Annotated in this window: 18 protein-coding genes; 7 read left to right on the top strand and 11 right to left on the bottom strand. The window is 71.7% G+C overall.

The features are described from left to right. The first annotated feature begins 71 nt into the window (after positions 1 to 71). Positions 72 to 1,247, top strand: coding sequence for a hypothetical protein (locus EG812_RS17645; RefSeq protein WP_233579527.1), 1,176 nt, complete (start codon positions 72 to 74; stop codon positions 1,245 to 1,247). Between the two features lie 265 nt (positions 1,248 to 1,512). Here EG812_RS17645 and dxs read toward each other — a convergent pair whose 3' ends face one another. From dxs to EG812_RS17630, 3 genes are all read right to left on the bottom strand, one after another. After that, positions 1,513 to 3,465 (bottom strand): 1-deoxy-D-xylulose-5-phosphate synthase, encoded by a 1,953-nt coding sequence (dxs, locus tag EG812_RS17640; protein ID WP_126712201.1) that lies wholly within the window; start codon positions 3,463 to 3,465, stop codon positions 1,513 to 1,515. 99 nt (positions 3,466 to 3,564) lie between these two features. After that, a complete protein-coding gene (locus tag EG812_RS17635) occupies positions 3,565 to 4,833 on the bottom strand; it encodes a class I SAM-dependent RNA methyltransferase (protein WP_502697199.1) in 1,269 nt (422 codons plus the stop codon). Next, positions 4,830 to 6,932 carry an APC family permease gene (locus tag EG812_RS17630; protein ID WP_233579526.1) on the bottom strand — a complete coding sequence of 701 codons (2,103 nt, stop codon included), beginning with the start codon at positions 6,930 to 6,932 and terminating at the stop codon, positions 4,830 to 4,832. Before EG812_RS17630 ends, EG812_RS17635 begins: the two co-directional genes overlap by 4 nt. A gap of 154 nt (positions 6,933 to 7,086) precedes the next feature. Between EG812_RS17630 and EG812_RS17625 the strand changes: the two genes are divergently transcribed. Both EG812_RS17625 and EG812_RS17620 read left to right on the top strand, forming a co-directional pair. Further along, positions 7,087 to 7,749, top strand: a complete 663-nt coding sequence (locus EG812_RS17625; RefSeq protein ID WP_013732307.1) for a potassium channel family protein — start codon at positions 7,087 to 7,089, stop codon at positions 7,747 to 7,749. Between the two features lie 2 nt (positions 7,750 to 7,751). Next, positions 7,752 to 8,441 carry a potassium channel family protein gene (locus tag EG812_RS17620; RefSeq protein ID WP_193386294.1) on the top strand — a complete coding sequence of 230 codons (690 nt, stop codon included), beginning with the start codon at positions 7,752 to 7,754 and terminating at the stop codon, positions 8,439 to 8,441. 18 nt (positions 8,442 to 8,459) lie between these two features. Here the strand turns inward: EG812_RS17620 and EG812_RS17615 are convergent, their stop codons facing one another. The 4 genes from EG812_RS17615 to dut form a co-directional block, all read right to left on the bottom strand. Next, positions 8,460 to 9,143, bottom strand: coding sequence for a DUF3159 domain-containing protein (locus EG812_RS17615; RefSeq protein WP_013732305.1), 684 nt, complete (start codon positions 9,141 to 9,143; stop codon positions 8,460 to 8,462). A gap of 76 nt (positions 9,144 to 9,219) precedes the next feature. Further along, positions 9,220 to 9,600 (bottom strand): OB-fold nucleic acid binding domain-containing protein, encoded by a 381-nt coding sequence (locus tag EG812_RS17610; protein WP_013732304.1) that lies wholly within the window; start codon positions 9,598 to 9,600, stop codon positions 9,220 to 9,222. A 152-nt stretch (positions 9,601 to 9,752) separates the two neighbouring features. Further along, complete coding sequence (locus EG812_RS17605) at positions 9,753 to 10,403, bottom strand: DUF3710 domain-containing protein (RefSeq protein WP_013732303.1); 651 nt, start codon at positions 10,401 to 10,403, stop codon at positions 9,753 to 9,755. Next, the gene (gene dut / locus EG812_RS17600) at positions 10,400 to 10,930 is read right to left on the bottom strand and encodes a dUTP diphosphatase (RefSeq protein ID WP_126712199.1); all 531 of its coding nucleotides are present in this window, start codon (positions 10,928 to 10,930) and stop codon (positions 10,400 to 10,402) included. The genes EG812_RS17605 and dut overlap by 4 nt, the downstream gene beginning before the upstream one ends. A gap of 84 nt (positions 10,931 to 11,014) precedes the next feature. On the opposite strand from dut, the gene EG812_RS17595 reads away from it, so the two are divergent. Beyond that, positions 11,015 to 11,503, top strand: a complete 489-nt coding sequence (locus tag EG812_RS17595; RefSeq protein WP_436278298.1) for a DUF3093 domain-containing protein — start codon at positions 11,015 to 11,017, stop codon at positions 11,501 to 11,503. A 19-nt stretch (positions 11,504 to 11,522) separates the two neighbouring features. Here EG812_RS17595 and EG812_RS17590 read toward each other — a convergent pair whose 3' ends face one another. Then, entirely contained in the window at positions 11,523 to 12,332 is an 810-nt protein-coding gene (locus EG812_RS17590; protein WP_126712198.1) for a hypothetical protein, read from the bottom strand. 211 nt (positions 12,333 to 12,543) lie between these two features. Then, complete coding sequence (locus tag EG812_RS17585; RefSeq protein ID WP_007075406.1) at positions 12,544 to 12,840, bottom strand: DUF4193 domain-containing protein; 297 nt, start codon at positions 12,838 to 12,840, stop codon at positions 12,544 to 12,546. A 427-nt stretch (positions 12,841 to 13,267) separates the two neighbouring features. On the opposite strand from EG812_RS17585, the gene EG812_RS17580 reads away from it, so the two are divergent. Next, entirely contained in the window at positions 13,268 to 13,783 is a 516-nt protein-coding gene (locus EG812_RS17580) for a LytR C-terminal domain-containing protein (protein ID WP_199743904.1), read from the top strand. Between the two features lie 159 nt (positions 13,784 to 13,942). Here EG812_RS17580 and EG812_RS17575 read toward each other — a convergent pair whose 3' ends face one another. Further along, complete coding sequence (locus EG812_RS17575; RefSeq protein ID WP_126712196.1) at positions 13,943 to 14,761, bottom strand: inositol monophosphatase family protein; 819 nt, start codon at positions 14,759 to 14,761, stop codon at positions 13,943 to 13,945. 284 nt (positions 14,762 to 15,045) lie between these two features. Between EG812_RS17575 and EG812_RS17570 the strand changes: the two genes are divergently transcribed. Further along, positions 15,046 to 16,653 (top strand): RNA polymerase sigma factor, encoded by a 1,608-nt coding sequence (locus tag EG812_RS17570; RefSeq protein ID WP_013732297.1) that lies wholly within the window; start codon positions 15,046 to 15,048, stop codon positions 16,651 to 16,653. Positions 16,654 to 16,896: 243 nt separating this feature from the next. Continuing rightward, on the top strand, positions 16,897 to 17,130 hold the full coding sequence (locus EG812_RS17565) for a DUF7455 domain-containing protein (RefSeq protein WP_013732296.1): 234 nt from the start codon (positions 16,897 to 16,899) through the stop codon (positions 17,128 to 17,130). 116 nt (positions 17,131 to 17,246) lie between these two features. On the opposite strand, the gene EG812_RS17560 is transcribed toward EG812_RS17565, so the two are convergent. Then, the gene (locus tag EG812_RS17560; protein ID WP_126712195.1) at positions 17,247 to 18,977 is read right to left on the bottom strand and encodes a DEAD/DEAH box helicase; all 1,731 of its coding nucleotides are present in this window, start codon (positions 18,975 to 18,977) and stop codon (positions 17,247 to 17,249) included. Positions 18,978 to 19,142 lie beyond the last annotated feature (165 nt).

Raw genomic sequence — 19,142 nt, 5'->3', positions numbered from 1 at the left:
ACTATTGCCCTCCGAAACGACGACCGACGCGATCGGGGGCGTAACAGGTGGGTCCAGTCCGCTGGCGCGGCTTGACGGCCACCAGCCTGTCGGCACTGCTGGTCGCCGTCGCCGCCTGCGGCCCGGTGGCCGAGCGCCGCCCGCAGGACCTGCGGGTCGGCTACGACAGCCTGGACGGTTCGCTGACCGTCTGGCCCCCGCGCGGCTCCCTGGCCGAGGATCCGGCCGCGACGGCCGCAGCAACCCGGGCCGTACGAGACTGGCGCTCCCCGATCGACGATCGGGTGCACGTACCGTCGTCCGGCATCCTCTACTCCGGCCAGGTCGACGGTACGCCGCTGGCCCTGGTCGCCGCCTCGGTGCCCGGCCAGGCCGCCTCCTGGCTGCTGCAACTGACAGGTGACGGCGACGGATACCGGGTCACCCACGCCACCGAGTACACCGACCCCGGCTACCTGGTCTACTCCGACGTGCTGCCGGTGCAGGCGGCCGACGGCCGGCGCTACTTCACCTCGGAACGGGTCCGCCGCCTGGTCGGGCCGAACGGCCGGATCCTGTCCGCCACCGACGGTCTCACCGACCCGGTCGACGTGCCGGAATGCCGTGCCGTGACGGTGACCGCCACCCTGCGCTCCACCACGTCGCTGCCTCGGGGCCGCGCCGCCGACCGGCTGCTCGACCTCGGCACCGGCATCGCCGCACCGCGGTACCCCCTGGTCCGCGACGAGAGCGGCTCGGGCCGGCGGGCGCTGACCGGCCTCGACACCTGCCAATTGGCCGACAAGGACGGTCCCTTCGGCAGCGTCACCCGACGCGTGGGGGACCGAGACACCCCCGACTCGGTACCGGCCTCCTGGCCCATGGCCAAGGTGGCCGTCCGTACCCTCGGCGAGGTGGCCCTCGACGGAGGCGAACCGGCCGAGCTGGAGCAACTGACCTGGGAGACCGCCGACGGCACGATGAGCGCCGTGGTCTACCGACCGGCCGACGACACCCCGCTGGTCTACTCACCCGCCGACCGGACCAGTCCGTTGCAGGTCTACGAACTGCCGGTGCCCGGGCAACCACTGGTCGTGCTCAGCTGGCGGTCCACCAAGGACACCACCCTGTCGGTCCCACCCGGCACGACCCGCCTGGTCGACCGCCCCGGCCTGGTCGTGGCACCGCTGCCCGAGCGCCGCCAGACCTTCAGCCTCGCCGCCGACGACAAGACCCACTACCGCACCGCAGGCCCCGCCCGCCGCTGACCGCACCGTCGCACGACGGAGACCGCACCAGGACGGCGTTCCTGCCGCTGACCCGCCGCTCCGGCCACCCGACCGACGCCGGCCAATCCCCGCCGGAAGTCACTGCCAGTGACTGACCTTGACCACCGCTCCCAGACGCGGAGAACGGGCGCGGAGAACGGGCCTGGAGATTTACGGGTGGACCGGCCCCGGGGAGGTCACCGGGGCCGGTCCACCTACGCGACGAGTCGATCGAGCTGGGCAGCTTGGTCGATCGGCGAGTGGATCAGTTGTGGGTGGGGGTGTTGTTGGTGGGCACCGGGAGGGGCTCCACGGTCTGGGTGTCCAGGCGGGAGATCCAGCCGGTGACGTCGCGGGCGACGTCCTGGGCGGTCAGGCCGAGGTCGGCGAGGATCTGAGCACGCGAGCCGTGCGGGTGCCAGTCGGCCGGCACGCCCAGGTCGCGCAGCGGCACCTGGACGTCGGCGTCACGCATGGCCTGGGCGAGGGCGTCACCGACGCCGCCGATGCGTACGCCGTCCTCGACGGTGACGACCAGCCGGTGCCCGGCGGCCAACTCGACGAGCTCGGCCGGGACGGGGCGGACCCAGCGCGGGTCGACCACGGTGACCCCGTAGCCCTGCTCGGCGAGCCGGGTGGCGACCTCCATGCCCAGCTGCCCGAAGGAGCCGACGGCGACCAGCAGCACGTCCGCCCGCTCCAACTCGGTCAACACGTCCACGGTGCCGACCCGGCGCACGGCGGGCAGGTCGGCGGCGACCGCGCCGGTGGGGTAACGCACCACGGTCGGGCCGTCGTCGACGGCGACCGCCTCGCGCAACTCCTCGCGCAGGGTGGCGGCGTCACGGGGGGCAGCCATCCGCAGGCCGGGCACCACCCCGAAGACCGACATGTCCCAGATGCCGTAGTGGCTGGGCCCGTCGGGACCGGTGATGCCGGCCCGGTCCAGCACGAAGGTGACCGGCAGCTTGTGCATCGCCACGTCCAGCAGGACCTGGTCGAAGGCCCGGTTGAGGAAGGTCGCGTAGACCGCCACCACCGGGTGCAGCCCACCGAGCGCCAGACCGGCCGCGGAGGTGGCCGCGTGCTGCTCGGCGATGCCCACGTCGTAGGTGCGCTCCGGGTACTTGCGGGCCAGCTTCGCGATGCCGGTGGGCTCGGCCATCGCGGCGGTGATGCCCACCACGTCGGGCCGCTCGTCGGCGATCTTGACCAGCTCGTCGGCGAAGACGTTCGTCCACTTCACCGTCGGCGCGGCGGTGGCCTTGCCGGTGGCGATGTCGAAGGCGCCGGGGCCGTGGAAGCAGTCCGCCTCGTCCTCCTCGGCGGGGCGGTAGCCGTAGCCCTTGCGGGTCACCGCGTGCACGATCACCGGGCCGCCGAAGTTCTTCGCGGCGCGCAGCGCCGTCTCGACCGCGGCCACGTCGTGCCCGTCGACCGGGCCGACGTACTTGATGCCGAGGTCCTCGAACATCGCCTGCGGGGCGACCGCGTCCTTGATGCCCCGCTTGACCGCGTGCAGCACCTCGTACATCGGCTTGCCGACCAGCGGGGTCGAGCCGAGTGCGTCCTTGACCGCGTCGAGGACCTTCTCGTAGCCGGGGTTCAGCCGCAGGGTCGACAGGTGGTCGGCGAGGCCGCCGATGGTCGGCGCGTACGAGCGGCCGTTGTCGTTGACCACGATGACCAGGGGGTTGCCGGCGGCGGCGATGTTGTTCAGCGCCTCCCAGCACATGCCGCCGGTCAGCGCCCCGTCGCCGACCACGGCCACCACGCTGCGGGCCTCACCGCGCAGCGCGTACGCCTTGGCCAGCCCGTCGGCGTACGACAGGGCGGTGGAGGCGTGCGAATTCTCGATGATGTCGTGCTCGCTCTCGGCCCGGCTCGGGTAGCCGGAGAGCCCGCCGCGCTGGCGCAACTGGTCGAAGCCGTCCTGCCGACCAGTAATGATCTTGTGGACGTACGCCTGGTGGCCGGTGTCGAACAGCAGCCGGTCACGGGGAGAGTCGAAGACCCGGTGCAGGGCCAGGGTGAGTTCCACCACTCCCAGATTGGGGCCGATGTGCCCGCCGGTGCGCGACACCTTGGCGACCAGGAAGTCACGGATCTCGGCGGCGAGGTTGTCCAGCTCGGTGCCCGACATCCGCCGGACGTCCTGCGGACCGTGCACCCTGGCCAGCAGCCGGCCGTGGTTGGCCGTGTCCTCTTCAGCACTCATGACCGCAGAGTCTATCGGCCTTCGCCCACCTCGCAGCCCGGTCACCGGACCGGGGAGGCTGAGCACGAGGTCAGCGCCACACCCGGGAACAGGCGGTGTTCACGCCGGCAACAGCAACCCGACCAGCTCCACGTGCTGGGTCATCGGAAACAGGTCGTACCCACGCAAGGCGGCCAGCCGCCACCCGAGATCGGTGAAGACCCGCAGGTCGCGGGCGAAGGCGGCCGGGTCGCAGGCCACGTACGCCACCGCCCGGGGCCCGGCGGCGACCACGTCGCGCACCACCCGCGCTCCGGCACCCGAACGCGGCGGGTCGAGCACCACCACGTCGACCGGTCCGGTGATCCGGCGGCGGGCCAACGCCGTCTCCACCCGGGCCGCCACCACCTCCACCTGGGCCAGGTCGCGCAGGTTCTCCCGGGCGGCGGCCACACCGTCGCCGGCCGCCTCGACCAGGGTGACCCGGCCGCTCTCGCCGACCCGCTCGGCCAGCGCCGCGGCGAACAGCCCGGCCCCGCCGTAGAGGTCCCAGGCCCGCTCCCCCGGCTCCGGCCCGGTCAGCTCCAGCACGGCGGCGACCAGGGTGTCCGCAGCCGCGGGATGGACCTGCCAGAACGACGAGGCGGGCAGGTGCCACTCCCGGTCCGCAGCCAACTCCCGGACCCGCTCCGGTCCGCTGACCCGCCGGGTACGCCCCGCCGTCGAGGCCGTCACCGTCACGTCGCCGCCGGTGGAGGCGACCACCTCCACCGCGTCGTCGGCGGGCCACCGGGTGCCGCTGGAGGTGAGCACCGGCTGGTCCTGGATGGCCGGGTGGGCGATCAGGCACCGGTCGACCGGCACCACCTCGTGCGAGCGGTGCTTGAGCAGACCCGCCCGGCCCGCCGCGTCGACGGCGTAGCGGACCCGGGACCGCCAGCCGAGCGGACCGCCGGGCAGCGTCTCGACCCGTACGTTCAGCGCGTCGCACCCGGCCTCGTCGAGGCCGCCGAGGCGGATCAGTTGCTCCCGCACCACGTCGGTCTTCCAGCGCAGCTGGGCGGGCACCGCGACATGTTGCAGGTCGCAGCCACCACAGCGCCCCGGCCGGGCGTACGGGCAGGGTGGCTCGACCCGGTCCGGCGAGGGCTCCAGCACCCGTACCGCGTCGGCTCGGACGAAGCCGCGATGCACCTCGGTGACCTCGGCCACCACCCGCTCGCCGGGCAGCGCGTGCCGGACGAAGACCACCTGCCCGTCCACCCGGGCCACGCAGTGCCCGCCGGGGGCGACCGCCGCCACGGTCAACTCGACCTGCTCGGCCTCGGTCAACCCACCGCGACCATCGGCCGCCTCGGACTGCTGCACCGGGAGGGTCACCTCGTTCACCGCGTCTCTCCGTTCGACGACTGCTGGCCCGGCCCGGACGGCGCGGGGTCCACCGGCACGGGGTCCATCGGCGTGGGGTCCACCGGCGCGATGCTCGGCGGAAGGGTGCTGCGGGGCACCGCCCGGGGACCCCGCACCGGCCCCCGCCCCAGGGTGGCGTCCATCCGGTCGAGGTCCTTGCCGGCGGTCGAGGCGAGCTGCCACGGCACGCTGGTGACCATCACCCCCGGCTCGAACAGCAGCCGACCCTTGAGCCGCAGTGCGCTCTGGTTGTGCAGCAGGTTCTCCCACCAGCGCCCGACGACGTACTCGGGGATGAAGACCGTGACCACGTCGCGCGGCGAGTCCCGGCGGACCCCGGCCACGTAGTTCAGGATCGGTCGGGTGATCTCCCGGTACGGCGAGTCGATCACCGTCAGTGGGATCGGCACGTCCCGACGTTCCCACTCGGTCTGCAACTGCCGGGTGTCGACGTCGTCCACGTTGACGGTCACCGCGGTCAGCGTGTCCGGCCGGGTGGCCTGGGCGTACGCCACGGCCCGCAGGGTCGGCTGGTGCAGCTTGCTGACCAGCACGATGGCGTGGTTGCGGGCCGGCAGCACCGGTCGCCCGTCGTCCGGTGCCAGCTCGACGGCGACCCGGTCGTAGTGCCGGCGGATGGCCAGCATCAGCAGGTAGATCACGCCCATCGCGACGATGGCGATCCAGGCGCCCAGCAGGAACTTGGTGATCAGCACGATGACCAGCACCGCGCCGGTCATCGCCATGCCGAAGGTGTTGATCGCCCGGGACCGGAGCATCCGGCGACGCACCTGCGGATCCCGCTCGGTACGCAGGCGCCGGTTCCAGTGCCGGATCATGCCGGCCTGGGAGAGGGTGAACGAGACGAAGACCCCCACGATGTAGAGCTGGATCAGCTTGGTCACCTCGGCCTGGAACCCGACGATCAGCACGATCGCGAAGGCGGCCAGGAAGAGGATGCCGTTGGAGAAGGCCAGCCGGTCGCCTCGGGTGTGCAGTTGGCGGGGCAGGTAGCGGTCCTGGGCGAGGATCGAGCCGAGGACCGGGAAGCCGGTGAAAGCGGTGTTGGCGGCCACGAACAGGATCGTGGCGGTCACCCCGACGACCAGGAACAGCAGCACCGAGCCGGAGCCGAAGATCGTCTCGCCGAGCTGGGCGGTGACCGTCTTCTGCACGTACCCCTCGGGACCGGCGACGATCTGCTGGCTCGGGTCCTCGACGAACTGCAGCCCGGTGAGCCGGGCCAGCCAGATGATGCCGACCAGCATGGTGACCGAGACCAGGCCGAGCATCAGCAGGGTGGTGGCGGCGTTGCGGCTCTTGGGCGCCTTGAACGCCGGTACGCCGTTGGAGATCGCCTCCACTCCGGTGAGCGCGGCGCAGCCGGAGGAGAAGCTGCGCAGCAGCAGGAACGCCATGGCCCAGCCGGTGGTGTCGTGCCATTCGGCGGCGATGACCAGGTCGGCGCTGGGCGCCCGCAGGTCCTCACCGAGCACCACGATGCGGACCAGCCCGGTCAGGATCATGCCGACGATCACGATCATGAACCCGTAGGTGGGGATGGCGAAGGCGCTGCCCGCCTCCTTGAGCCCGCGCAGGTTGACCGCGGTCAGCAGGATCACGGCGCTGACCGCGATGAGCACCTTGTGGGTGGCGACGAACGGGATGACCGAGCCGAGGTTTGCCACCCCGGAGGAGACCGACACGGCGACGGTCAGCACGTAGTCGACAAGCAGCGCGCTGGCCACCCCGACCCCGGCGCGGGGGCCCAGGTTGACGGTGGCCACCTCGTAGTCGCCACCGCCGGAGGGGTAGGCGTGCACGTTCTGCCGGTAGCTGGCCACCACGGTCAGCATCACCACGACGACCCCGAGGGCCACCCACGGCGAGAAGACGAAGGCCGAGGCGCCCGCGATGGAGAGCATCAGCAGGATCTCGTCCGGCGCGTACGCGACGCTGGACAACGCGTCCGAGGCGAATACGGGCAGGGCGATGCGCTTCGGCAGGAGGGTGTGCTTGAGCCGGTCGGACCGGAACGGTCGACCGACGAGCAGCCGCTTCAGCAGGGTTCGGGCCACGGTCGCCAAGCGTACGGCTGACGTCGCCACTCCCGTCGTCCTGGACCGGGCTGAGGTCGGTGCGGGTGTCGAACGTGAGCGGAGTACCGTCGGTCCCCGCCTGGCGTCAGGACGTGGCAGGCTCGCGGTGACGGGCGCACCTTGGGAGGGCGGCGTGCATATCGTGATCATGGGCTGTGGCCGGGTCGGCTCGATCCTGGCGCACAACCTGGAGTCCCGAGGTCACTCGGTGGCGGTGATCGACCAGGACGCCGACGCGTTCCGCCGGCTGGGCCCCGAGTTCGCCGGCACCACCGTCACCGGGGCGGGATTCGACGGCGACGTGCTCCGTCAGGCCGGCATCGAGCGGGCCGACGCCTTCGCCGCCGTCTCCAGCGGCGACAACTCCAACATCATCTCGGCGCGGTTGGCGCGGGAGACGTTCGGGGTGTCCCGGGTGGCCGCGCGCATCTACGACCAGCGGCGGGCGCAGGTCTACGAGCGCCTCGGCATCCCCACCGTGGCGACGGTGCGCTGGACCGCCGACCGGATGCTGCGACACCTGCTGCCGGAGGGCAACGTGGAGATCTTCCGCGACCCGACCAGCACTGTGTCGATCATCGAGGTGCCCGTGCACCGGGAGTGGATCGGGCATCGGGTGCAGCGGCTGGAACAGGCCACCGGGGCCCGGGTGGCCTACCTGCTGCGCTTCGGCATCGGCACCCTGCCCACCGCCTCCAGCGTGGTGCAGGAGGGTGACCAGATCTTCATGCTGGTGACCGACGACATGGTGGCGACGGTCACCGAGATCGCCGCGGCACCGGACGGGGGGCAGTGATCATGCGGATCGCCATCGCCGGCGCAGGCAACGTGGGCCGCTCCATCGCCCAGGAACTGATTGAGAACGGCCACCAGGTGATGCTGATCGAGCGGCAGCCCCGGATGCTGCGGCCCGAGCGGGTGCCGGACGCCCGTTGGGTGCTCGCCGACGCCTGCGAGCTGACCAGCCTGGAGGAGGCCGACCTGGCCGGCTGCGACGTGGTGGTCGCGGCCACCGGGGACGACAAGGCCAACCTGGTGGTCTCGCTGCTGGCCAAGACGGAGTTCGCGGTGCCTCGGGTGGTCGCCCGGATCAACCGGGCCGAGAACGAGTGGCTGTTCACCGAGCAGTGGGGCGTGGACGTCGCGGTCAGCAAGCCGCGCGTGATGGCCGCCCTGGTCGAGGAGGCGGTGACCGTCGGCGACCTGGTACGGCTGATGACGTTCCGGCAGGGCGAGGCGAACCTGGTCGAGATCACGTTGCCGCCCACCGCGCCGTACGTCGGTCAGCCGCTGCGGGCGGTGCCGCTGCCCCGCGACGCCGCGCTGGTGGCGATCCTGCGCGGCAAGCGGGTGCTGGTGCCCAGCCCGGACGATCCGATCGAGGCCGGCGACGAGTTGATCTTCGTCTGCACCACCGAGGTGGAGGACGCGGTCCGCGCGGTGGTGCTCGGCCCGGACAGCGTCGAGCGGACCCGCGAGTCGCGCTGACCGGCGCGGCTGCGCCGGTCAGCTGCCGGGCAGCGGCGTCGGCTCGTTGTTGCGGGTGACCCGGCGCACCGTCCAGACCGTGATCAACAGCAGCATGACGTACGGCGGGTAACCCAACGCCAGGCGGGCCACGCCGAGCGCGGTGTCCTGCTCGGCCAGGTAGAGCGCGGCCTGCACACCGACCTTGGCCAGCCAGACCACTCCCCAGAGCACGGTCAGCCCGGTGAAGGTGCGCACCAGCTTCGGGTCGTCCCGCCAGGCGGAGCTGCCCTTGGCCACCAGCACCGACCAGAGCCAGCCGACCAGCGGCTGACGGATCGCTGCGGAGGCCAGCAGGGCCAGCCCGTACCCGATGCCGTAGAGGATGCCGGGAAGGTAGAAGTCCCGGGCCTCGCCGGTGCGCCAGGCGATGGCGGCACCGATGCCGATGCCGAACAGCCCGTTGACGGCGTGCCGCACCGGCTTGCGCTGGGCCAGCCGCAGCCCACCGATGAGCACCGCCACGCCGACCGAGGCGATCACCGCGGGGCGCAGCGCGCCGACGATGTTGACGACCACGAAGACCACGACCGGGATGCTGGACTCGACCAGCCCCCGCCAACCGCCGAGCTGGTCGGCCATCTGCTCGGCGACGGTGGGCAGCCGCTCCTCGTCGCCGGGGCCGGTGTCCGGTTGGGTGGCCGGTTGCTGTCCGGTGGTCATCGCCCGCCTTTCCGAGGCAGTCGGTGCTGTCGTGCCGGGATGTCCGGCCAGTCTCTCATCCGCCGGGCCGCAGGCGTCACGTCGACGGTTCCAACTCGTAGTACGGGTTGTAGATCACCTTACGGTCGTCCCGCAGCGCGACCCGCCCCCGCGCGGTCAGGTGTCGTCCCGGCTCGATCCCGGTGATGTGTCGCCGGCCGAGCCAGACCAGGGTGACGACGTCACTGCCGTCGTAGAGATCCGCCTCCAGCGCCGGCTGGTTGGTCCGGGGCGTGTAGACGACGGTACGCAACCGTCCGGTGACGGAGACCACCTGACCTCGCATGCACTGGGTCACCGGCACCCCGCCGCAGCGGGCGCTCTCCTGCTGCAACTGCTGGGCCTCGATCTCGGCCTCGCTGGCGGTGAACCGGCGCAGCATCCGCCGCAGCGAACCCTGACCCTCGTCGGTGGTCATGACCTCCGCGTCACCCTCTCCACACCGGCCGACCCGTGCCGGCACCCGGCCGCCCCGGCGGGACCGGGACGACTCGCGCCAGCGTACGCCGACGCGAGGCCGTCCCGATGCCGACGATGTACGCCCGGACGGTGCGCAACGGCAGACGTCCCTCAGCTCGCGCCGGGGGCCGCGTCCGCCGCGGCGGCCTGCTCGCCCGCCTCACGCGGCAGCCGCAGCGGCAGCGGCTCGCGTACCGGCTTGGCCTCCATCCCGCGATCCACGACCAGCCCTTCCATGCACCGGGCCAACGCTCCGGCCGCCGCCGGATTGGTCGCCGCCTCACCCTGGTAGACCGCGCGGACCATCCAGCGCGGCCCGTCGATTCCGACGAACCGCAGGTCGGTCAGACCATCCTCGGTACGGACCCGGGCCCGCAGCTCGGTGCCGTACTCGCCGGTCACCTCCTGCGCGGCGGCGCCGTCGTTGAACAGCGACTGGCGGATCTCCTCGCGCACCTCGTCCCAGATCCCCTCGCTGCGCGGGGCGGCGAAGACACCGAGCTGCAGGGCGCTCTGCCCGTGCACCAGGACGACCTGCTGGATCACGCCCTGCGGGTCGGCCTGCACCCGCACCTCGACGTCGGGCACCGCCGGAATCTGGAGGCTGCCCAGGTCGAGCCGCTGCACCCCGGCGGGTGCCTCGCTGACGTCGTACGGGCCGCGCGCGGGCTCGGCCGGAGCCGCCTCGACGGTGTCCGGGGCCTCGACGGCCCGCTCGTCACTGGCGTGCCGTCCCGTGGCTCGCTTCCGGGAGAAGATCACTGGGTCCATCCTCCGCTGTTCACACTCACCGTGCCATCGTTTCCGTCCGCGCCGTCGGTCGCCCGCGGCGGCACCAGACCGGCGTGTCCACCGGTGGAGCCGTGCCCACCGCTACCGCGTCCGGACGCGGGCAGCTCGGCCACCGGCTGGAAGGCCGCCCGTTCCACCCGTTGCACAACGAGTTGTGCGATCCGGTCGCCCCGGGAGATCTTCACTGGCACAGCCCGATCATGGTTGATCAGGTTGACCAGGATCTCACCCCGGTAGCCGGCGTCGACCGTACCGGGCGCGTTGAGCACCGTCACGCCGAGTCTGGCCGCTAGCCCCGATCGGGGGTGGACCAGGCCCACGTACCCCTCGGGCAGCGCGATCGCCACGCCGGTCGGCACCAGCGCCCAGCCGCCGGGCGGCAGCTCGACGTCGCCGGCCGCCACCAGGTCGGCACCGGCGTCACCGGGATGGGCGTACGCGGGCAGCGGAAGCTCGGGATCGAGCTGCCGGACCAGCACGGGTACCACGTCGGTCACGGTTCCCTCTTTCGTCTTCTGCGCCGGGGTGACCCTGCCATCCTGCCCGGTACCCCGGCGGTCGCGCGCCGTACCCTGGTATGAGTGAGCGTGTCACCCTCCCACACCGCACCATCCGTCCCGGCGTACGCCGAGCGGCTTCGGCTGCCCTGGTGGCTGTGGCTGGCCGGGCTGGCCACCGCCGCCCTGCTCGCGGTGGAGTTGTGGATGGGCGCGACCGGCGTACGGGCCTGGTTGCCGTTCGTGGTGCTGCTGCCGGCCGCTGCCGCCGGTCTGGCCTGGCTGGGTCGGATCCGGATCGCGGTGGCCGACGGCGAGTTCCGGGTCGACGACGCCCGGCTGCCGGTGCGGTTCGTCGCCGACGTCGTCGCTCTGGACGCCGAGGGGCGCCGTGAGGTGCTCGGCGTCGGAGCCGATCCGCTGGCCTTCGTCGTCCAACGGCCCTGGATCTCCGGCGCCGTCCAGGTGGTCCTCGACGATCCGGACGACCCCACCCCGTTCTGGGTGGTCAGTACCCGCCACCCGGTGGAGCTGGCCGAGGCCCTGCTGGCCGCCCGCGACGCGACCCGCTGACAGCCCACCCCGGAACCGGTCAGGAGCCGGGTAGTGCGGGTGGAGGGCCGGGCACGGTCGGTGGGGAGCCGGGCAGGCTGCGCCGCTGTCGACGCAGGTCGGTGCGGAGCTGGTCGGCCAGGGTACGGGTGGCCCGCCGGTTCAGGTAGCTCGCCACCGCGGCACCGGTGAGGAAGGGCCCCAGCGTGGTCAGGTTCCGGCCGAAGCGCTTGAGCAGCGTGTCCCGCAGCTCGCGGCGGGCGGCCGTGCCGAGCACCGCACCGATGCCCACCCCGGGCACCATCGGATTGACCCCGCGTTGGTTGGCCCAGGCCTGCATCAGCGCGACGGCGCGTTGGGCACCACTGGCCGGCAGCGGCGCGCCGTAGATCTCGTGCAGTTCCCCGGTCAGCTTCAGCTCGATGGCCACCACGGCGACCGTCTCGGCGGCGAGCAGGACCGGCGCGGACAGCAGGGTCGGCGTGACCGTCCACTGGACGGCCGAGGCACCCCCGCCGGCCGCACCGATGCCCGCGGTCGCCCGGGCGGCGTTGCGTACCAGCCGATCGGCCAGCGCCTCGTCGTCCAGGTCGGGAAAGTGCCGGCGCAGGGTGGCCAGGTCACGGATCGGCACGTGCGGGGCGATCTCGGCCACCGTGTCGGTCATCCAGCGCAGCGCCGTCTTCGGCTTGAACAGGCCGCCCACGCCACGGGCCCGGGCCTGCCGGACCAGTCGCCCCAGCAGCTGACGCCGCTTGGCGGGCTCGATCTCGTCGGCGGTCAGCGCGGCGACGGTCGTACCCAGTTCGTCGGCACCGCCGTCGTCGATGCCCGCGCTCCACTCGCTCATGCCGGCGCTCCGTCGCGCGCCACCCGGTGACGCCACCGCCGCACGCCGATGGTTCGTTCGTTCACTGCCCCGACCTCCCCGGCTGGACGACCGCCGGCACGGCGGCCACCCCATTACGAGTGAAGCAGGTCGATCGGCGCGGCGCTCGCCGAGCCGGGCAGCGGCGGCTCCCCAGGGAAGCCGCCGCTGTGCGGTGGTGTCGTACGTTCGGTCAGACGCACTCTCGGCAGATCAGCTCGCCGTTGCGCTCGACCGCCAGTTGGCTGCGGTGGTGCACGAGGAAGCAGCGAGCACAGCGGAACTCGTCCTGCTGCATCGGCAGCACCTTGACCGTCAGCTCCTCGTCGGCCAGGTCAGCACCAGGCAACTCGAAGCTCTCAGCCACTTCGGCCTCGTCGACGTCCACGGCGCCCGACTGCGAGTCGACACGCCGGGCCTTCAGCTCTTCCAGGCTGTCCTCGCCGAGGTCGACCTCGTCGCGGCGCGGGGCGTCGTAGTCGGTGGCCATCGGTTTCACTCTCCCATTTCGATGTTGTCGCTTCCGGTTGTAACGCCGGACGACGCTGTTTCGGTTCCGCTGGCCGGCCACCGCTAGTGTCGGCCACCCGACCCGACGACCGCTCGGGCCAGTCCGCCAAGAGAATCTCCCGGCGAGCGCGGAACCCTACCCCCCCTTTGGGCGAGGCATGTATACCGCCCTCGTGGCTGAGATGTACGCCCCTGCGCGGGAACTTGTTCCCAATGTGACTCAGGCGACACGAAGATAGGGGTAGTACTACCCGCTTCTCGGATGGCGCGCCGGCATGTCGGACTGTTTCCACGCGACGGTCGGACAACGGTTAACCTCAGCGGCGTACCAGACGGCCGCCGGCCCGACCGTCGACGGTCGCCGCCACCCAACACTGCCCGGGAGCCCCCTGATGAGCTTTGCGCGAGTGCGAGCACTCGTCATCGTCGGCACGCTGGCGGTGGTCGCCCTGGTCTTCGTCGTGATCGCCGTCGTCCGGGACACCCAGAGTAACGCCGGTACCGCCGAAGGGTGCCCCGAGGACTGGCCCCGCGCCGATGTGACCCTTCGCGACCACAAGGACGTCAAGATCCGCGTGTACAACGGCACCGACCGTCCCGGTCTGGCCGCCAGCGTCGGCGACGACTTCCGTAACCGCGACTTCCAGGTGGAGAAGGAAGCAAACGAGAAGAAGCAGATCGACGACGTAGCGGTGCTGCGCTACGGCCCGAAGGGCGTCGGGTCGGCCCACCTGCTGCGCGCGTACTTCCTGGGCAACGCCGCACTGGAGTACGACGTCGAGCGTCCGGACGACGTCGTCGACGTCGTCCTCGGCAACGGCTTCCAGCAGTTGGCCACCACCACCGAGGTCAACCAGTCCATCGGTGACCTCGGCGCGCCGGTCGCACCGCCGGGTTCCTGCCCGATGCCGGTCGGCAACTGACTCAGGCCACCCGGCCACTCGAATCCCGTGACGTGGACAGCGCCCTCGACCGGACGGACCGATCTCACCGGCCGCCCGGTCGAATCGCTGCTCAACCGGCCGGCCGGCACCGGCGGGTCGACGCGAGCCGACCGGCTCGACGATGACCGCCGAACGGTGTCAGGGTCCGCCGTCGGCGTCCAGGTCGACCAGGCGATCGTGCAGCGGGGCGAAGATCGCCGGCGGTGCGGCGATGACCATGTCCGGGCCCGGTGCGCGCCCGCCGAGGCCACCGACCCGCAGACCGGCCTCGGCGGCGACCAGCGCTCCGGCCGCCTGGTCCCAGGCCGCCAGCCCCTTCTCGTAGTAGGCGTCGGCTCGGCCCTCGGCGACCAGGCAGAGGTCGATGGCGGCGGCGCCGAGCCGACGGATGTCCCGCACGTGCGGGATCAACTCGGCCACCACCCGGGCCTGGTGTGCTCGGCGGGCCGGGTCGTAGCCGAATCCCGTGATCACCAGCGTCTGTCCGAGGTCGGTCTCGGTGGAGCAGCGCAGCTGTCGGCCGTCCCGCCAGGCGCCGCCGCCGAGCGTGGCGGTCCACTCCTCGCCGGTGTGGATGTTGCGCACCACCCCCGCCACGACCTCGCCGTCGACCTCCGCGGCGATGGAGACCGCGGAGTGCGCCAGCCCGTACAGGTAGTTGACCGTGCCGTCGATGGGATCCACGATCCAGCGCACCCGGGTCGAGGCGTCGCTGCCCGGTCCCGCCGCGCCGTACTCCTCGCCCAACATGGCGTCGTCCGGCCGCAGCCGCCGCAGCGCGTCGCTGATCTGGCGCTCGACGGCCCGGTCGGCGGCGGTCACCACGTCGGTGACGGTGCTCTTGGTCGCCGTGACCGAGACACCCTCGGCCCGCATCCGGTACGCCGTGGCGGCGGCGTCCCGGGCCACGTCGACCGCGATTTCCAACAGTTCCGGTGCCGACGAGCGATCCATCATCCGTCCCCTTCCCGCACGGCCGGGTATCCGGGTCGCACGCGGGTATCATCCTTACAAAGTCCACAAGCACACCGAATCGGCGGCCCCGGTCGCCGATCAGCCGTGCGGCGCAGGATGATCGCCGCAGACGGCGTTACAATTCACCCCTGCCCACGCGCCACGGACGACCGAACGACCGGTCGGCCGGGGACACGGGGGTTCCTCAACCACATCGCCCGGCACGGTGCACCACTGCGCGCCGGACGATCCGGCCGTGCTCGCTCTTCGCCTCCGGAAGGTCATTCGTGACAGAACCCCGCCAGACCGGCGCCGACGTTCGCTCGCTCACCGACACCCTGATCGCCCACGCGCAGAGCGCCGGCGGCCAGCTCACGTCGGCCCAGCTCGCGCGCACCGTCGAGTCCGCCGAGGTGACTCCGGCCCAGGCCAAGAAGATCCTGCGGGCGCTCTCCGAGGCTGGAGTGACCGTGGTGGTCGACGGCTCGGCCAGCACCCGCCGTCGGGTCGCCGCCGCTCGCTCCGCGACCCCGGCCTCCCGCGCCACCACCGCCAAGACCACCAAGAAGGCGGCACCGCCTGCCCCGAAGCAGGCGCCCGCGGCCGAGGAGGCCACCGCGCCGGCGCCCCGTAAGGCGACCTCGCGCAAGACCACCGGCACCACGGCCGAGGTGGCCGCCAAGGCCGCCGTACCGGCCAAGAAGTCCACCCGGGCCACCAAGGCGACGGTGGCCGCCGCGAGCGCGGCGAAGCCCACCAAGGCGGCCGGCAAGGCCAAGGGCGAGGGCGCCGAGGGCGACGTCGACCCCGAGGAACTCGCCGCCGAGATCGAGGACGTGGTGGTCGAGGAGCCGGCCGAGCTGGCCCAGGCTGCCGAGGCCGACGCGGCGAGCTCCGCCAGCGACAACGACTTCGAGTGGGACGACGAGGAGTCCGAGGCCCTCAAGCAGGCCCGCCGGGACGCCGAGCTGACCGCCTCGGCCGACTCGGTCCGGGCGTACCTCAAGCAGATCGGCAAGGTTCCGCTGCTCAACGCGGAGCAGGAGGTGGAGCTGGCCAAGCGGATCGAGGCCGGCCTCTACGCCGCCGAGCGTCTGCGGGCCGCCGAGGAGGGCGAGGAGAAGCTCGCCCGCGACATGCAGCGTGACCTGCTCTGGATCTCCCGCGACGGCGAGCGGGCGAAGAACCATCTGCTGGAGGCCAACCTCCGGCTGGTCGTCTCGCTCGCGAAGCGCTACACGGGTCGTGGCATGGCCTTCCTCGACCTCATCCAGGAAGGCAACCTCGGCCTCATCCGCGCCGTCGAGAAGTTCGACTACACCAAGGGCTACAAGTTCTCCACCTACGCCACCTGGTGGATCCGCCAGGCCATCACCCGCGCCATGGCCGACCAGGCCCGCACCATCCGCATCCCGGTGCACATGGTCGAGGTGATCAACAAGCTGGGTCGGATCCAGCGCGAGCTGCTCCAGGATCTGGGCCGCGAGCCCACCCCGGAGGAGCTGGCCAAGGAGATGGACATCACACCGGAGAAGGTGCTGGAGATCCAGCAGTACGCCCGGGAGCCCATCTCGCTCGACCAGACCATCGGCGACGAGGGCGACAGCCAGCTCGGTGACTTCATCGAGGATTCCGAAGCTGTGGTGGCGGTCGACGCGGTTTCCTTCTCGCTGCTGCAGGATCAGCTCCAGCAGGTGCTCCAGACGTTGTCCGAGCGTGAGGCGGGTGTGGTACGCCTGCGGTTCGGTCTGACCGACGGGCAACCGCGCACGCTGGACGAGATCGGGCAGGTCTACGGCGTGACCCGCGAGCGCATCCGACAGATCGAATCCAAGACCATGTCCAAGCTGCGCCACCCGTCCCGTTCCCAGGTACTCCGCGACTACCTCGACTGATCAGCAATCGTCAACCGATCGTGTCGTTTTGATCACCTGGCGTCAACGCCGGATGGTGATCAGGTGGTTGCACGAATGTGATCGTTGACGTGGCACCCTGGGTGCACGGCACACTGTCGGTGCCAGGTGTGACCTCGGTCCCCCGGGGGCACACAGGGAAGGCGAGGCCCGACATGGGTGTTGCACGATAGGTGACCAAGACCGAAGAGAGTGTTCATCGGTGACGACCAGAGGAGGAAGGCGATGACCCCGACCCTCACGCCGCCGCCCGAGACGGTGAGCCCCCCGGCCGCCGATGAACGGTGCGACCGCTGCAATGCCGCTGGCAAGCTTCGGATCACCCTCGCGGGTGGCAGTGAGTTGGTGTTCTGTGGACACCACGCCAACAAGTACGCCGAGGATCTCGTGAAGATCACCGTGCGGTACGCGACGGACCCGGAGTTCTCCTGGCGTGGTGCCGACCTGATCTCCAACTGAGATCCATAACCCGACATAAGCGGCCGGAGGCATCCAAAGGATGCCTCCGGCCGCTTTCTGCCCAACTCACCCTCGCACTTGTTGATCAAGAGGTTTGCGGGCGGGCCGACCCTCGGTCAGAGGGTTTGGACGGTGGCTATGCGTTCTTCCAGTTGTTCGATGGTGGCTTGGGCGCTGGGGGGGCCGCCGCAGAGGCGGCGGAGTTCGGCGTGGATCTTGCCGTGAGGTTGACCGGTGCGGTGGTGGCGGGCGGCGACCAGGGCGTTGAGTTGTCGGCGCAGCGCCACCCGGCGCTGGGCGGCGCTCATCGGGGCCGGTGGGGCCGCCACCGGGGCCGACGTCTCGGACTGCCGTTCGGCGGCGCGGCGACGTTGGGCGGCCAACTGCTCGGCCTGCCGCTTGGACAGCAGCGCGGCGACCTGGTCCGCGGTCAGCAGACCCGGCAGCCCCAGGTACTCCTCCTCCTCCGGGGTGCCCGCCTGGGCGGCCGTACCGAACGAGGCGCCGTCGAAGATCACCTGGTCCAGTTCGGCGGTGGCCGACAGGGCGGCGAAGCGCTTCTCCAACTCGCCGCTGGCCTGCTCGTCCCGCTGGGCCCGCTCCAGCAGGTCGTCGTCGAAGCCCTCCCGGTCCTTCGGCTTGCCGAGTACGTGGTCCCGCTCGGTCTCCATCTCGCTGGCCAGCCCGAGCAGGTGCGGCACGCTGGGCAGGAAGACCGACGCGGTCTCCCCCGGTCGGCGGGCCCGGACGAACCGCCCGATGGCCTGGGCGAAGTACAGCGGGGTGCTGGCGCTGGTGGCGTAGACCCCGACGGCCAGCCGGGGGATGTCCACCCCCTCGGAGACCATCCGCACCGCGACCAACCAGCGCTGCTCAGAGGCCGCGAACGTCGCGATCCGGGCCGAAGCACCCACGTCGTCGGAGAGCACCACCGCGGCCTTCTCCCCGGTCACCTGCTCGATGAGCTTGGCGTACGACCGGGCGGCCTGCTGGTCGGTGGCGATGACCAGCCCACCGGCGTCCGGCATGCCGGCCTCCCGCAGCACGCTCAGCCGGGCGTCGGCGGCCCGCAGCACCTGCGGCATCCAGTCACCGGCCGGGTCCAGGGCGGTACGCCACGCCTGGGCGACGAGATCCTGCGTCATCGGCTCCCCCAGCCGCGCCGCCAACTCCTCACCGGCGTTGGTGCGCCACCGGGTCTCCCCCGAGTACGCCAGGAACAGCACTGGCCGCACCACGCCCTCGCGGAGCGCGTCGGAGTAGCCGTAGACCGAGTCGGCCCGGGAGCGCAGCAGACCGTCCTCGCCGCGTTCGTAGCTGACGAAGGGGATCGGATTGTCGTCCGAGCGGAACGGGGTACCGGTCAGCATCAGCCGGCGTACCGCGGGCTCGAAGGCGGCCTTCACCCCGTCGCCCCAGGTACGGGAATCGCCCGCGTGGTGGATCTCGTCCAGGATGACAAGGGTCCGCCGGGTCATGGTGCGCCGCCGGTGCACGTGGGGGGCCATCCCGACCTGCGCGTAGGTGACCACCGCGCCGTGGAAGTCGGCCGAGGAGTGCAGATCGGCGTTACGGAACGCGGCGTCGAGTTGGATGCCGACCCGGGCCGCGGACTCCGCCCACTGGGTCTTCAGATGCTCGGTCGGGGCGACCACGGTGACCGCCTCGACGGTGCCGTCGGCCAGCAGTTCGGCGGCGATCCGCAGGGCGAAGGTGGTCTTACCCGCGCCAGGCGTGGCGACCGCGGTGAAATCCTCGCTGCGCCGGCGCAGGTACTCCACCAATGCCTTGCGCTGCCAGGCCCGCAGGGGCGGGAACGACTCGAGCGCCGGCGTCCGGGGTGCCACGCGTTAGCTCCTCTCCGATGCGCACGATGGCCCGACCGCAGGCCTACGAACCGGGCCGAGGGGCACGTCAGCCGCCCCATGAAAACGCCTCCGCGCACCGATGGCCGCGAAGGCCGACTCAGCATAACCAGCAGCGGCCCCGAGCCCCACTCGACGCCACACCGG

It is taken from the genome of Verrucosispora sp. FIM060022 (genome assembly GCF_003977705.1).
Lineage (GTDB): Bacteria > Actinomycetota > Actinomycetes > Mycobacteriales > Micromonosporaceae > Micromonospora > Micromonospora gifhornensis.
This window is presented reverse-complemented; position numbering and strand designations above follow the sequence as displayed.

Bases quoted from the DNA above. Each gene is read 5' to 3' on its own strand.
- EG812_RS17615 (WP_013732305.1), bottom strand. From the start codon at position 9,143: ATGACCACCGGACAGCAACCGGCCACCCAACCGGACACCGGCCCCGGC.
- EG812_RS17575 (WP_126712196.1), bottom strand. From the start codon at position 14,761: ATGATGGATCGCTCGTCGGCACCGGAACTGTTGGAAATCGCGGTCGAC.
- dxs (WP_126712201.1), bottom strand. From the start codon at position 3,465: ATGAGTGCTGAAGAGGACACGGCCAACCACGGCCGGCTGCTGGCCAGG.
- EG812_RS17565 (WP_013732296.1), top strand. From the start codon at position 16,897: ATGACCCCGACCCTCACGCCGCCGCCCGAGACGGTGAGCCCCCCGGCC.
- EG812_RS17620 (WP_193386294.1), top strand. From the start codon at position 7,752: ATGCGGATCGCCATCGCCGGCGCAGGCAACGTGGGCCGCTCCATCGCC.
- EG812_RS17610 (WP_013732304.1), bottom strand. From the start codon at position 9,600: ATGACCACCGACGAGGGTCAGGGTTCGCTGCGGCGGATGCTGCGCCGG.
- EG812_RS17590 (WP_126712198.1), bottom strand. From the start codon at position 12,332: ATGAGCGAGTGGAGCGCGGGCATCGACGACGGCGGTGCCGACGAACTG.
- EG812_RS17585 (WP_007075406.1), bottom strand. From the start codon at position 12,840: ATGGCCACCGACTACGACGCCCCGCGCCGCGACGAGGTCGACCTCGGC.